This window comes from Pseudomonas sp. IT-P171, assembly GCF_949767765.1.
GTDB lineage: Bacteria > Pseudomonadota > Gammaproteobacteria > Pseudomonadales > Pseudomonadaceae > Aquipseudomonas > Aquipseudomonas fluorescens_B.
The window spans coordinates 232,981-247,416 of sequence record NZ_CATKQN010000057.1 but is presented as its reverse complement, the minus strand read 5'-3'; the positions used below and the strand labels follow the sequence as shown (position 1 = coordinate 247,416).

Annotated in this window: 12 protein-coding genes; 10 read left to right on the top strand and 2 right to left on the bottom strand. The window is 59.5% G+C overall.

Features of this window, described 5'->3' with window-relative positions; translation table 11 throughout:
• The first annotated feature begins 134 nt into the window (after positions 1 to 134).
• Positions 135 to 890 carry an L-ornithine N(alpha)-acyltransferase gene (gene olsB / locus ACM6I5_RS25430; protein ID WP_017336857.1) on the top strand — a complete coding sequence of 252 codons (756 nt, stop codon included), beginning with the start codon at positions 135 to 137 and terminating at the stop codon, positions 888 to 890.
• Positions 890 to 1,681, top strand: coding sequence for a lysophospholipid acyltransferase family protein (locus ACM6I5_RS25425; RefSeq protein WP_017336856.1), 792 nt, complete (start codon positions 890 to 892; stop codon positions 1,679 to 1,681). Before olsB ends, ACM6I5_RS25425 begins: the two co-directional genes overlap by 1 nt.
• A gap of 124 nt (positions 1,682 to 1,805) precedes the next feature.
• Here ACM6I5_RS25425 and ACM6I5_RS25420 read toward each other — a convergent pair whose 3' ends face one another.
• Positions 1,806 to 2,384 (bottom strand): ACP phosphodiesterase, encoded by a 579-nt coding sequence (locus ACM6I5_RS25420; RefSeq protein ID WP_017336855.1) that lies wholly within the window; start codon positions 2,382 to 2,384, stop codon positions 1,806 to 1,808.
• A gap of 172 nt (positions 2,385 to 2,556) precedes the next feature.
• Between ACM6I5_RS25420 and ACM6I5_RS25415 the strand changes: the two genes are divergently transcribed.
• The 4 genes from ACM6I5_RS25415 (at position 2,557) to ACM6I5_RS25400 (ending at position 5,934) form a co-directional block, all read left to right on the top strand.
• Complete coding sequence (locus ACM6I5_RS25415; RefSeq protein WP_017336854.1) at positions 2,557 to 2,859, top strand: ArsR/SmtB family transcription factor; 303 nt, start codon at positions 2,557 to 2,559, stop codon at positions 2,857 to 2,859.
• Between the two features lie 34 nt (positions 2,860 to 2,893).
• The gene (locus ACM6I5_RS25410; RefSeq protein ID WP_017336853.1) at positions 2,894 to 4,060 is read left to right on the top strand and encodes an MFS transporter; all 1,167 of its coding nucleotides are present in this window, start codon (positions 2,894 to 2,896) and stop codon (positions 4,058 to 4,060) included.
• Positions 4,061 to 4,089: 29 nt separating this feature from the next.
• Positions 4,090 to 5,139 (top strand): alkene reductase, encoded by a 1,050-nt coding sequence (locus ACM6I5_RS25405; RefSeq protein WP_414879564.1) that lies wholly within the window; start codon positions 4,090 to 4,092, stop codon positions 5,137 to 5,139.
• 147 nt (positions 5,140 to 5,286) lie between these two features.
• The gene (locus tag ACM6I5_RS25400) at positions 5,287 to 5,934 is read left to right on the top strand and encodes a hypothetical protein (RefSeq protein WP_414884912.1); all 648 of its coding nucleotides are present in this window, start codon (positions 5,287 to 5,289) and stop codon (positions 5,932 to 5,934) included.
• 191 nt (positions 5,935 to 6,125) lie between these two features.
• Here ACM6I5_RS25400 and emhR read toward each other — a convergent pair whose 3' ends face one another.
• Positions 6,126 to 6,758, bottom strand: a complete 633-nt coding sequence (emhR, locus tag ACM6I5_RS25395) for an efflux system transcriptional repressor EmhR (protein WP_017336850.1) — start codon at positions 6,756 to 6,758, stop codon at positions 6,126 to 6,128.
• Between the two features lie 266 nt (positions 6,759 to 7,024).
• Between emhR and emhA the strand changes: the two genes are divergently transcribed.
• The 4 genes from emhA to ACM6I5_RS25375 all read left to right on the top strand — a co-directional run bounded on the left by emhA (position 7,025) and on the right by ACM6I5_RS25375 (position 14,403).
• Complete coding sequence (gene emhA, locus ACM6I5_RS25390) at positions 7,025 to 8,182, top strand: efflux RND transporter periplasmic adaptor subunit EmhA (protein WP_017336849.1); 1,158 nt, start codon at positions 7,025 to 7,027, stop codon at positions 8,180 to 8,182.
• A gap of 3 nt (positions 8,183 to 8,185) precedes the next feature.
• Positions 8,186 to 11,332 carry an efflux RND transporter permease subunit EmhB gene (gene emhB, locus ACM6I5_RS25385; protein ID WP_414879562.1) on the top strand — a complete coding sequence of 1,049 codons (3,147 nt, stop codon included), beginning with the start codon at positions 8,186 to 8,188 and terminating at the stop codon, positions 11,330 to 11,332.
• Complete coding sequence (gene emhC / locus ACM6I5_RS25380; RefSeq protein WP_017336847.1) at positions 11,332 to 12,792, top strand: efflux RND transporter outer membrane subunit EmhC; 1,461 nt, start codon at positions 11,332 to 11,334, stop codon at positions 12,790 to 12,792. Before emhB ends, emhC begins: the two co-directional genes overlap by 1 nt.
• Positions 12,793 to 13,143: 351 nt before the next feature.
• Positions 13,144 to 14,403: an OprD family porin gene (locus ACM6I5_RS25375; RefSeq protein ID WP_017336846.1), complete on the top strand. Its 1,260-nt coding sequence runs from the start codon at positions 13,144 to 13,146 to the stop codon at positions 14,401 to 14,403.
• The last annotated feature ends 33 nt before the right edge of the window (positions 14,404 to 14,436 follow it).

Genomic DNA, 14,436 nt, shown 5'->3' with positions numbered 1-14,436 from the left:
TCATATAAGCATCACCAAAGCTTCATGGCGATGACACCGGGGCTACATAGCCTGACTTTGCACAACACGGCCGCATAAAGAAAGTCGATCGGCTCTAACCCAAGACGGGTGACCAGCCCGCACGGAGATTCGCAATGACTCAGATCGCCCGCATCAGCGACACCGGCAACGAACGCCGCCTGCAAGCCGAACGCCTGGTGGGCGCCGAGGCCTTGCAGGAAGCCCAGGCTTTGCGCTTCAACGTGTTCAGCGGCGAGTTCAACGCCAAGCTGAAGGGCGCGGAACTGGGTCTGGACATGGATGACTATGATGTTCACTGCGCCCATATCGGCGTGCGTGACCTGAACACCGGACGCCTGGTGGCAACCACTCGCTTGCTCGACCACACCGCCGCCAGCAGCCTGGGCAGGTTTTACAGCGAAGAAGAATTCAGCCTGCACGGCCTGGTCCACCTCAAAGGCCCGATCCTTGAAATCGGTCGCACCTGCGTCGACCCGGCCTACCGCAACGGCGGCACCATCGCCGTGCTTTGGGGTGAACTGGCCGAAGTCCTGAACCAGGGCGGCTACAGCTATTTGATGGGTTGCGCGAGCATCCCGATGCAGGACGGCGGCATTCAGGCCCACGCGATCATGCAGCGTCTGCGCGAACGTTACCTGTGCACCGAAAACCTGCGCGCCGAACCGAAAAAACCGCTGCCTGTTTTAGACATCCCCTCCAACGTCATCGCGGAAATGCCGCCGCTGCTCAAGGCCTACATGCGCCTCGGTGCGAAGATCTGCGGCGAGCCGTGCTGGGATGAAGATTTCCAGGTGGCCGACGTGTTCATCCTGCTCAAGCGCGACGAACTCTGCCCGCGCTACGCCAAGCACTTCAAGGCGGCTGTGTAATGAGCCGTCTGCGGGTGTACGCGCGGATTGCGCGAGTGTTGGTGGTGGTTGCGCTGGGCTTGAGCATGGCCAGCATCTTTGGGCTGTTCGAACGCTTGGGCATCGCCCATTCGATGGTCCGCCGTCAGCGTTGGTCGCGTTTCTTCATGGCGCGGCTGGCCAATGCCCTGCCCTTTCGCGTGACCGTGCACGGTGAATTGCCGAAGGAATCGATGCTCTGGGTCAGCAACCATGTGTCCTGGACCGACATCCCGCTGCTGGGCATGCTGACGCCGCTGTCGTTTCTGTCAAAAGCCGAAGTGCGTACCTGGCCGGTCGCGGGCTGGTTGGCGGCCAAGGCTGGCAGCCTGTTTATCCGTCGTGGTTCGGGCGACAGCCAGTTGATCCGCAAACAGATGACCCGTCATCTGGAACAGGAACATGCGTTGCTGATGTTTCCGGAGGGCACCACCACCGATGGCCGTTCGTTGCGCACCTTTCATGGTCGCTTGCTGTCGGCGGCGATTGATTCGCAAGTGAAGCTGCAGCCGGTAGCGATTCGTTATCTGCGCGAGAGTCAAGTGGACTCGCTGGCACCGTTCATTGGCGACGATGATTTGCTCTCGCACCTGATGCGCTTGTTTGCCAATGATCGGGGTGAGGTGGAGATTCATCTGCTCAAGCCGATCGCTTGTGAAGGTCGCGAACGGGCGGCGCTGGCGTTTGAAGCACAGCAGGCGGTGCAGAAGGCGTTGTTTGGGGCGATTCCGGAGAAACAGCAGGTTCCGATGCGGCCGGCTATCGCGGCCTGACGCAATTCCCCCGGAAAAACACAAATCCCCTATGGGAGCGAGCCTTCTCGCGATAGCGGTGTATCAGTCGACAACTATGTTGGATGACAGACCGCAATCGCGAGCAGGCTCGTTCCCACAGGGCTTATTTTGCTGGATGTTTCTGCACAAAGAGCTGAAGTTGAGGGTAGAACAACCGAAAATCCTCGCTCAACGGCTCATACAACACCCGCAACTCCTGCATCGCCGCCGCCAACTCCTCAGGCTTGGTCAGCCGCCGCGAAATCCCCCGCAAAACCTGCTCCAGCACGTCGAACTCCCGGTAAGAACCCAACCAGTCATTTGCCATCATGTGCGGCGCGATCCTTGCCAATCGCTCCGGCAATTGCGGCTCATTGGACAGCACCCGATACACGTCGCGGGTGAACAGCGCCAGTGGCCGGTCGGCATACAGCGTCCAGTCCCGCGCCAGGCAATGGTCAAAAAACACATCGAGCACGATCCCGGCGTACCGCCGGCGGGTCAGGGAAAACCGCGACAGTGCCACATCCACCAACGGATGGCGGTCGGTAAACACGTCGATGCTGCGATGCAGCTGGATGGCCGCCTCGACCTCCGGGTCGAACTGCCCCTGCAGCCGACCCTTGACGAAATCGCCATACAGACTGCCGAGCAATTGACCGGGACGCTGGCCACCGAGGTGAAGATGTGCGAGATAGTTCATGAGCGCAGCTTAGCACCGCCCAGGCTGGTCTTTACACTCATCGTATCGTTATAACCCGATATACCGATTTACACGGTTATCGGAGCAAAATCATATTGGTATATCGCGAACTAACGATTTAAAGTTCGGTCCATCGCGATATAGCGTTATTCACATCACGAGCCCCCACACCATGAACCTCGACCTCGACGAAATAATAAAAGCCCTGGCACACCCGGTACGGCGAGAAATCCTGCACTGGCTCAAAAACCCGGACGTCGAATTTCCCGATCAGTCTCACAGCAATGAGCACGGTGTCTGCGCCGGTCAGATCGATCAACGCTGCGGCTTGTCGCAGTCCACGGTGTCCGCTCACCTGGCGACCCTGCAACGCGCGGGCCTGATCAGCAGCCGCAAAGTCGGCCAGTGGCACTTTTTCAAACGCAACGAGGAAACCATCCAGGCATTCCTCAGCACCTTCAGCAAAGAGCTCTGACCCTTTACGTCAGTACGCCGATAAGGAATCACCCATGCCCCTCTCGCTTCTCATTCTGGCCTTGAGCGCCTTTGCCATCGGCACCACCGAGTTCGTCATCATGGGCCTGCTGCCCGATGTGGCGGCCGACCTCGGCGTGTCGATCCCCGGTGCCGGCTGGCTGGTGACCGGTTACGCCCTCGGCGTGGCCATCGGTGCGCCGTTCATGGCACTGGCCACCGCGAAGCTGCCACGCAAGGCCGCCCTGGTGGCGTTGATGGGCATCTTCATCATCGGCAATCTGCTCTGCGCCGTGGCCAGTGACTACAACGTACTGATGTTTGCCCGGGTGGTGACTGCCCTCTGCCACGGCGCCTTCTTCGGCATCGGCTCGGTGGTGGCAGCAGGCCTGGTCCCGGCGAACAAACGCGCGTCGGCCGTGGCCCTGATGTTTACCGGCCTGACCCTGGCCAATGTCCTCGGCGTGCCACTGGGCACCGCGCTCGGTCAACACGCCGGCTGGCGCTCGACCTTCTGGGCCGTGACCGTGATCGGCGTAATTGCCCTGATCGGCCTGATCCGCTTCCTGCCAGCCAAGCGCGACGAAGAAAAACTCGACATGCGCGCCGAACTGCGCGCACTCAAAGGCGCCGGCATCTGGCTGTCGTTGAGCATGACGGCATTGTTCGCGGCATCGGTGTTCACCTTGTTCACCTACGTCGCACCGCTGTTGGGCGAAGTGACCGGAGTCTCGCCACGCGGCGTGACCTGGACCCTGATGCTCATCGGCCTGGGCCTGACCGTCGGCAACATCATCGGCGGCAAGCTGGCGGACAAAGGCCTGGCGGCGACGCTGATCGGCGTGTTCATCAGCATGGCGGTGGTCTCCACCGTGTTGACCTGGACCAGCGTTGCACTGATCCCGACCGAAATCACCCTGTTCCTCTGGGCTACCGCGTGCTTCGCCGCCGTGCCAGCCCTGCAAGTGAACGTGGTGACCTACGGCAAGGCTGCACCGAACCTGGTGTCGACCCTGAACATCGGCGCGTTCAACGTCGGCAACGCACTCGGCGCCTGGGTCGGCGGCAGCGTCATCGCCCACGGCTACGGCCTGACCAGCGTACCTCTCGCGGCCGCCGCACTGGCGGTACTCGCCCTGCTGGTGACCCTGATTACTTTCCGTCAGAGCGGTAATCCCGAACTGGCCTCTGCTACCAACTGACTCACTGATACCTCACGAGGGTGCATTTCATGACGACTATTTTCGATCCGATCAAACTGGGCGACCTCGAGTTGGCCAACCGCATCATCATGGCGCCGCTGACCCGCTGCCGCGCCGACGAAGGCCGAGTGCCGAACGCGCTGATGGCCGAGTACTACGTGCAACGTGCCTCGGCCGGCCTGATCCTCAGCGAAGCCACCTCGGTCACGCCGATGGGCGTCGGCTACCCTGATACTCCGGGTATCTGGTCCAACGACCAGGTGCGCGGCTGGGCCAACGTGACCAAAGCGATCCACGGCGCGGGCGGCAAGATCTTCCTGCAACTGTGGCACGTTGGCCGGGTGTCCCACGAGTCGTACCTGAACGGTGAAGCGCCGGTCGCACCGAGCGCCATCCAGCCAAAAGGTCACGTCAGCCTGGTTCGCCCACTGGCCGACTACCCAACGCCGCGTGCTCTGGAAACCGCTGAAATCGCCGATATCGTCGACGCCTATCGCACCGGTGCAGAAAACGCCAAGGCGGCCGGTTTTGACGGCGTGGAAATCCACGGCGCCAACGGTTACCTGCTCGACCAATTCCTGCAAAGCAGCACCAACCAGCGCACCGACAACTACGGCGGCTCCCTGGAAAATCGTGCTCGCCTGTTGCTGGAAGTGACTGACGCAGCGATCGAAGTCTGGGGCGCCGGCCGCGTCGGTGTGCACCTGGCACCGCGCGCCGACTCCCATGACATGGGCGACGACAACCTGGCCGAGACTTTCACCTACGTCGCTCGCGAGCTGGGCAAACGTGGCATTGCGTTCATCTGCTCGCGCGAAAAAGAAGCCGGCGACAGCCTTGGCCCACAATTGAAAGAAGCCTTCGGCGGCCCCTACATCGTCAACGAACGCTTCACCAAGGACAGCGCCAACGCCTGGCTGGCCAGTGGCAAGGCTGACGCGGTCGCCTTCGGCGTGCCGTTCATTGCCAACCCGGACTTGCCTGCACGTTTGAAGGCCGATGCACCGCTGAACGAAGCACGTCCGGAATTGTTTTATGCCAAAGGTCCGGTGGGTTATATCGACTATCCAATGATGTAAGTCCTGCCTGTATAAAAAAGCCCCGGGTAGAAATACCTGGGGTTTTTTATTTAATAACGCTCAACTCATGAAACAACCTCTTCATTGCAGCAGAACTTAGAGCGAGGTTACTTTCAGCGTCCCCTAATTTGATCGAAAGGAATCGATATGAACGACATCAAACAAACCAGTAACCCACACGAAGACTTGCTATCGTTTTTCAACTACACCTCCATTGGCACACTGTACAACCTGACACCGCTGTTTTTCAGCGAGGAGAATCAGCAGGCACTGGACGAGTTGATCGGGGTCGCCAAGGTCGAGTTAATCGACTTTCTTGAAGGGATTGAGTCAGAGCGTGCGCTGAAACAGAGCATCGAGCTGTGGCGAAATGAAGATAAAAGCACGAAGACCACTCGCGTGATCGTCAAGCTCATTAACAACACGCCGCACACTTTTAAAATTGCACAAACCAGCCTGCCTTTGCACACATCAGAGCGCCAGTCATTCCAGCTTCCCCCTCGCACAAAAACCGCATTGAAATCCGATTTCGCCTATACGTACGGTTACCCTTGGCCCAAAAATAAAATCATGTTCAATCAGTTCGTTGATTTTATCGATCAGAACGTCGGGGTCCGTTTTGACCTGGGCATGATCATGAACAAATCCTTCGGCGTCATTTCGCCAAGACACAGGGCAACGGTAAAAAATACCGTCACTTCCATTGGCTCATCCAGGATCGATTGTTCAACCAGAATCACCCGCATGGCAGAGGAAGAACCGTTCAGCTTCGAGGTGGAAATCACGCTCGGCTGAAGCAGCGACCATTCGGGATCACTCTCACCTTTTCACATCTGCGACACAAATTTCCTACAAAATACGTAGCTCGCTACCTGTCATCCCGGAGCGCGTCCGTATATAAAAGCACTCCATCACAACAACGCGGGCGACGTGTTGATCTTCGCCCGCGTCTATTGACAGATTCGGATCCAATTAAGCATTTTGTTTCATTTGCGCAGGCTGGGGCTCAGGCGCAGCATGTCCAACGCTGCATCGACCCAACGCTCGGCTTCGGTATGCAGTTGAAAGCTGTCGGGCGCCAATAGCCATTGATACAAAATGCCATCGATGTAGGCATGCAGACTGATGGCCGCGCGGGCCGTGTCGAGGTTGTCCGGCAACTGCCCCCGATTCACCGCATTACTCAGGGCCAGGCCGATACGCACATTGCAATCGAGGCTGACCTCCCGGCGCTGCTGGCGCAAGTCGCACATTTCATCGGTGAATTCGCACTTGTGAAACAAAATCTCATTGATGCGTCGGGTTTTCGGGTCCAGGGCAACTTGATGAAACAAATGAATCAGCAGCTTGCGCATGCAACCCAGTGGGTCGAGTTCATCTTCGCTTTCACTCGCCTTGGCCATTTCATCCAGCGGCTCATGCAATGTATCGAGCATGGCCTGCACCAGATCCGCCTTGTTACTGAAATGCCAGTAGATGGCCCCGCGCGTCACGCCCGCCAGCGTCGCGATGTCCGCCAGCGTGGTGCGTGCTACGCCCCGTTCGTAAAAGGCCTTTTCTGCCGCTTCGAGTATCTGGCTACGGGTTTCCTGAGCTTCCTCTTTGGTACGACGGACCATGGCAGTACAACCTCAATCAGGGTGCTTCAGCGATGCCTGAACAGCCGCTGAATAAAAGTGGGGCGAACGCTCTTGGGTGTCGTCCCCGGCCTACAATTCGAACCTTTGAAACGGCTTTTGTAACGATGTGGGTACGCAGCCAAGGTATTTACAAACAACCATGAACGTAAGTATATTCCTTAGCAAGCTACTTATCCACTCAGCGCACATTTTTTACCCTTACACATTTCTAGTGCGCAATTTGCGCGCCTGACCCGAGGATTTTCATGCAATTCAAGCCAGCTGTTACCGCTCTGGTCACTGCCGTCGCCTTGGCATCGCTGCTCAGCGGATGCAAAAAGGAAGAAGCGGCACCGGCCGCGCCACCCCCTCAGGTCGGCGTTGTAACCTTGCAACCCCAAGCCTTTACCCTGACGTCCGAGCTGCCGGGCCGCACCAGCGCCTATCGCATCGCCGAAGTTCGCCCTCAGGTCAATGGCATCATTCTCAAGCGCCTGTTCAAGGAAGGCGGCGACGTCAAGGCCGGTCAGCAGCTGTATCAGATCGATCCAGCCGTCTATGAAGCCACGTTGAAAAGCGCCGAAGCCAATCTGCAGCAGACCAAATCGATCTCCGATCGCTACAAGCAGCTGGTCGACGAACAGGCGGTGAGCCGTCAGGAATACGACACGGCCCTGGCCAACCGGTTGCAATCGGAAGCCGCGCTGCAAAGCGCCCAGATCAATGTGCGCTACACCAAAGTGTACGCGCCACTGTCCGGTCGCATCGGCCGCTCCAACGTGACCGAAGGCGCTCTGGTCACCAGCGGTCAAGCGGACGCCATGGCGGTGATCCAGCAACTCGATCCGATCTACGTCGACGTCACCCAGTCTTCCGTGGAGCTGCTTGAACTGCGCCGCGAACTGGAAAGCGGTCGCCTGCAAAAGGCCGGCGACAACTCGGCCGCGGTCAAGCTGACCCTCGAAGACGGCAGCCAGTACAAGCTGGACGGCAAGCTCGAGTTCTCCGAAGTCTCGGTTGACCAGACCACTGGCTCCGTGACCTTGCGTGCGGTGTTCCCCAACCCTGATCACACCCTGCTGCCTGGCATGTTCGTTCACGCCCAGCTTCAGGCCGGCGTCAACGCCGCCGCCATTCTGGCACCGCAACAAGGCGTGACCCGCGACCTCAAAGGCACCCCGACCGCGCTGGTCGTCGGTCCCGACAACAAGGTCGAACTGCGTCAGCTCAAGGCCAGCCGCACTGTCGGCAGCCAATGGCTGATCGAAGACGGCCTGAAGGCCGGCGACCGCCTGATCACCGAAGGACTGCAATTCGTCAAACCTGGCATTGAAGTCAAGGCCACCGAGGCGACTAACGTTGGCGCAAAGAACCCGGCCCCCGCACAGGCAGCTAGCAAGGCTTCCAGCGGCAAAGGGGAGTAAACCATGTCCAGATTTTTTATCGACCGTCCGATTTTTGCCTGGGTCATAGCCCTGGTGATCATGCTGGTCGGGGCTCTATCGATCCTCAAACTGCCGATCAACCAATACCCGAGCATTGCGCCTCCGGCCATTGCAATTCAGGTGACTTACCCAGGCGCGTCCGCACAAACCGTGCAGGACACCGTGGTGCAGGTCATCGAGCAGCAGCTCAACGGTATCGACAACCTGCGCTATGTCTCCTCGGAAAGTAACTCCGACGGCAGCATGACCATCACCGCGACCTTCGAGCAAGGCACCAACTCCGATACCGCGCAGGTCCAGGTCCAGAACAAGCTGAACCTGGCCACCCCGCTGCTGCCGCAAGAAGTGCAGCAACAGGGTATTCGCGTGACCAAGTCAGTGAAGAACTTCCTGCTGGTGATCGGCGTGGTGTCGCGCGACGGCAGCATGACCAAGGACGACCTGTCCAACTACATCGTGTCGAACATGCAGGACCCGATCTCGCGGACCGCCGGTGTCGGTGACTTCCAGGTCTTCGGTTCCCAGTACGCGATGCGTGTCTGGCTCGACCCGGCCAAGCTGAACAACTTCAGCCTGACGCCAGTGGATGTGAAAGCGGCTATCGCGGCGCAGAACATCCAGGTGTCCTCCGGTCAACTGGGCGGCCTGCCTGCCGCGCCCGGCCAGCAGTTGAACGCCACCATCATCGGCAAGACCCGTCTGCAGACCGCCGAGCAGTTCAACAAGATCCTGCTCAAGGTCAACAAGGACGGTTCGCAAGTGCGTCTGTCCGATGTTGCCGATGTGGGTCTGGGCGGTGAAAACTACAGCATCAACGCTCAGTTCAACGGTGCACCGGCTTCCGGCCTGGCGGTGAAACTGGCCAACGGTGCCAACGCCCTCGACACGGCCAAAGCGCTACGCAACACCATTAACACGCTCAAGCCGTTCTTCCCGCAAGGGATGGAAGTGGTGTTCCCGTACGACACCACGCCGGTGGTGACCGAATCGATCAAGGGTGTGGTTGAAACCCTGGTCGAAGCGATCGTGCTGGTGTTCCTGGTGATGTTCCTGTTCCTGCAAAACTTCCGCGCCACGGTCATCACCACGATGACGGTGCCGGTGGTATTGCTGGGTACGTTCGGCATCCTCGCAGCGTTCGGTTTCAGCATCAACACCCTGACCATGTTCGGCATGGTGTTGGCCATCGGCCTGCTGGTGGATGACGCCATCGTCGTGGTGGAAAACGTCGAACGGGTCATGAGCGAAGAAGGCCTGTCACCCAAGGAGGCCACCAAGAAATCCATGGGGCAGATCCAGGGTGCATTGGTCGGTATCGCCCTGGTGCTGTCGGCAGTATTGCTGCCGATGGCGTTCTTCAGTGGCTCCACGGGTGTGATCTACAAGCAGTTCTCGATCACCATCGTGTCCGCCATGGCCCTGTCGGTGCTGGTTGCCCTGATCTTCACACCGGCGCTTTGCGCGACCATGCTCAAGGCCATTCCGAAAGGCGAGCACGGCACACCGAAACGCGGCTTCTTCGGCTGGTTCAACCGCAGCTTCGACCGTGGCGTCAAAAGCTACGAGCGGGGCGTGGGCAACATGCTGGCGCACAAGGCGCCATACCTGCTGGCCTACCTGATCATTGTCGTCGGCATGATCTGGCTGTTCACCCGTATTCCAACGGCGTTCCTTCCGGAAGAAGACCAGGGCGTTCTGTTTGCCCAAGTGCAGACCCCGGCCGGTTCCAGCGCCCAGCGCACGCAGGTGGTGATCGATGAAATGCGCTCTTACCTGCTGGACAAGGAATCGAGCGCCGTGGCGTCGGTGTTTACCGTCAACGGCTTCAACTTCGCCGGTCGCGGCCAAAGCTCGGGCCTGGCGTTCATCATGCTCAAGCCGTGGGATCAGCGGGATGCGGAAAACAGCGTGTTCAAACTCGCCGCCCGTGCCCAGCAGCACTTCTTCACCTTCCGCGATGCCATGGTGTTCGCCTTCGCGCCACCTGCGGTATTGGAGTTGGGTAACGCCACCGGTTTCGATGTGTTCCTGCAAGACCGAGCCGGTATCGGTCACGAGAAGTTGATGGAAGCTCGCAACCAGTTCCTCGGCATGGCGGCACAGAGCAAGGTGCTTTACCAGGTGCGTCCGAACGGACTGAACGACGAGCCGCAATATCAGCTGGAAATCGACGACGAGAAGGCCAGCGCGCTGGGCATTACCCTCTCTGACATCAACAGCACCTTGTCGATTGCCTTGGGCAGTAGCTACGTCAACGACTTCATCGACCGTGGTCGGGTGAAGAAAGTCTACGTGCAAGGCCAACCCGATTCGCGGATGAGCCCGGAAGACATCAAGAAATGGTATGTGCGTAACAGCGCAGGCACCATGGTGCCCTTCTCCGCCTTCGCCAAGGGGCAGTGGATCTACGGGGCGCCGAAGCTTTCGCGTTACAACGGCGTAGAAGCGATGGAAATCCTCGGTGCCCCGGCGCCGGGCTACTCCACCGGTGAAGCCATGGCGGAAGTCGAAGCCCTGGCCAAAAAACTGCCGGCCGGTGTCGGTATTTCCTGGACAGGTCTGTCGTACGAAGAACGGCTGTCCGGCTCACAGGCACCGGCGCTTTACGCCCTGTCGCTGCTGATGGTGTTCCTGTGTCTGGCAGCGCTGTACGAAAGCTGGTCGATCCCGATCGCGGTGATGTTGGTGGTGCCGTTGGGGATCATCGGTGCACTGTTGGCCACCAGTCTGCGCGGCCTGTCGAACGACGTTTACTTCCAGGTGGGCCTGTTGACGACGATCGGTCTGGCGGCGAAAAACGCCATCCTGATCGTCGAATTCGCCAAGGAACTGCATGAGCAAGGGCGCAGCCTGCGCGACGCGGCGATCGAAGCCTGCCGCATGCGTTTGCGACCGATCATCATGACCTCGCTCGCTTTCGTCCTCGGCGTGGTGCCACTGGCGATTTCCACTGGTGCCGGTTCAGGCAGCCAACATGCGATCGGAACCGGCGTTATTGGCGGTATGATCACGGCCACGGTTCTGGCGATCTTCTGGGTCCCACTTTTCTTTGTCACCGTGTCGTCGATTGGTCAGCGTAAAACCGCCGATCAGGACGACGCTATTGAACCTTCTAAAGAGGCTGGCTAATGAGCAAGTCGCTACTCTCCATCGCAGTCGCGGCCTTCGTGCTGAGCGGCTGCTCGCTGATACCCGATTATCAGCAGCCTGAAGCACCGGTGGCAGCGCAGTACCCACAAGGTCCGGCGTATTCGCCGACCCAGGCGCCTGCACAGGCCGCCGCCGAACAGGGCTGGAAGCAGTTTTTCCATGACCCGGCGTTGCAACAGCTGATCCAGGTCGCCCTGGAAAACAACCGTGACCTGCGTGTCGCGGCGCTGAACATCGATGCGTTCGCGGCGCAGTACCGCATCCAGCGTGCGGACCTGTTCCCGGCCGTGTCGGCCAATGGCACCGGCAGCCGTCAGCGGGTTCCGGCGGATGCATCGCAGACCGGTCAGGCAGGCATCACCAGTTCCTACTCCGCCACCGTCGGCATCAGCGCTTATGAACTCGACCTGTTCGGTCGGGTTCGCAGCCTGAGCGAAGAAGCGCTGCAGAAGTACTTCGCCACTGAAGAAGGCCGTCGCAGCACGCAAATCAGCCTGGTCGCCAGCGTGGCAAATGCCTACCTGACCTGGCAGGCTGACAAAGAGCTGCGCAAGCTCACTCAAGACACCCTCGGCGCGTTCGAGGAGAGCTACAAGCTCACCTCCCGCAGCAACGAAGTGGGTGTAGCTTCGGCCCTGGATCTGGCTCAGTCGCGTACCTCGGTGGAAAACGCCCGTGCACAACTGGCCCGTTACACGCGTCAGGTTGCCCAGGATGAAAACAGCCTGGTGCTGCTGCTCGGCACTGGCATCCCGGCCAATCTGCGAGAAGCCAAGCCGCTGTCTGACGACCTGCTGAGCGACGTACCGCCCGGCCTGCCGTCGGACTTGCTGCAACGTCGTCCGGACATCCTTCAGGCCGAATACAACCTGAAAGCGGCCAACGCCAACATCGGCGCGGCACGGGCGGCGTTCTTCCCGAGCATCAGCCTGACCGCCAACGCCGGTACCCTGAGCCCTGACCTCTCCGGCCTGTTCAAGGGTGGTTCGGGTACGTGGTTGTTCCAGCCGCAGATCAATCTGCCGATCTTCAACGCCGGCAGCCTGCGCGCCAGCCTGGATTACTCGAAAATCCAGAAAGACATCGGCGTGGCGAACTACGAGAAGTCCATTCAAACGGCCTTCCAGGAAGTCGCCGACGGCCTGGCCGCCCGCCAGACCTACACCGAGCAGTTGCAGGCCCAGCGTGATTTCGTCACCGCCAACCAGGACTACTACCGTCTGGCCGAGCGTCGTTATCGCATTGGCGTCGACAGCAACCTGACCTTCCTCGATGCTCAGCGTCAGCTGTTCAGTGCCCAACAGGCGCTGATCACCGATCGCCTGGCGCAACTGACCAGCGCCGTGAATCTGTACAAGGCACTGGGCGGTGGCTGGAATGAGCAGACTGCGAAAGTCGAGCCACTGAAAGAAGAAGCGCCGAAGCTGAAATTGTTCTGATCACGCCGTAAATAAGAAGCCCACCTTTTGGTGGGCTTTTTGTTGGCTGCGGGAAAGGGTGTGCCGACCACATTGGCCGCGATGAGCCGGCGCAAACAACACCAATTCCCCAGCCCAATCTTGCGTTCGATAACCGCCCAAAACCCGCTTTCCCCGATTGAACCATCCAGTTCATTCCCCGCACCATTCGCCTCACAAAACCAATAACAACAGGTTCTACACCATGCCCCCGCGCCCTGCCCTGTCCGGCTGATCTCGTCCCGTTCCGTTCGAATCCGAAGCTTTTGTCTGCAACCCGTCGGTTGCGGCATCAACCCGTTTCATCCCCAAGAATCAGAGAGACCCGAGCACATGACCCCTTCCACTGCGCAGTACGTCTTTCCCGGCCTGATCGCCATCGCGCTGACCGGCGCAGCCCTTCCCGCCACGGCCGAAGAGTCAGGTTTTGTCGAAGGTGCCAAGGTCAACCTCAACCTGCGCAACTTCTACATCAACCGCAACTTCACCAACCCGACCAAGGCCCAGGGCAAGGCTGAAGAGTGGACGCAAAGTTTCATCCTCGACGCGAAGTCCGGGTTCACCCAGGGCACCGTCGGGTTCGGCATGGATGTGCTGGGGCTGTACTCGGTGAAGCTCGACGGCGGTAAAGGCACCGGCGGTACGCAACTGCTGCCGCTGGATCACGACGGTCGCCCGGCAGACAGCTTCGGTCGCACCAACGTAGCGTTCAAGGCCAAGCTGTCGCAGACCGAAGTGAAGGTCGGCGAATGGATGCCGGTGCTGCCGATCCTGCGTTCGGACGATGGTCGCTCATTGCCGCAAACCTTTCGCGGCGGCCAGATCACGTCGAAGGAGATCAATGGCCTGACGCTCTACGGCGGCCAGTTCCGCCAAAACAGCCCGCGTGACGACAGCAGCATGAGCGATATGTCGATGACCGGCAAAGCGGCGTTCACCTCGGACCGCTTCAACTTCCAGGGCGGCGAATACCTGTTCAACGAAAAGCGCACGCAAATCGGCCTGTGGAACGCCGAGCTCAAGGACATCTACAGTCAGCAATACCTCAACCTGATTCACACCCAACCCATCGGCGACTGGACCCTGGGCGCCAACCTCGGTTTCTTCTACGGCAAGGATGACGGCAGTGCCCGCGCCGGTGATCTGGACAACAAGACCTGGTCAGGGATGTTCTCCGCCAGGTACGGCGGCAACACCTTCTACGTCGGCCTGCAAAAACTCACCGGCGACAGCGCCTGGATGCGGGTCAACGGCACCAGCGGCGGCACCCTGGCCAACGACAGCTACAACGCAAGCTATGACAACGCCCAGGAAAAATCCTGGCAGGTGCGTCATGACTACAACTTCGTCGCGCTCGGCATTCCCGGCCTGACCCTGATGAACCGCTACATCAGCGGCGACAACGTCCACACCGGCACCGTCACCGACGGCAAGGAATGGGGACGCGAAAGTGAACTGGGCTACACCGTGCAGAGCGGCGTGCTGAAGGACCTGAACGTCAAATGGCGCAACTCGACCATACGCCGCGACTACAGCAACAACGAGTTCGATGAGAACCGGTTGATCGTCAGCTATCCCATCAGCCTTTTGTAAACCTCACCATCGCCATCGCGGGCAAGCCCGCGA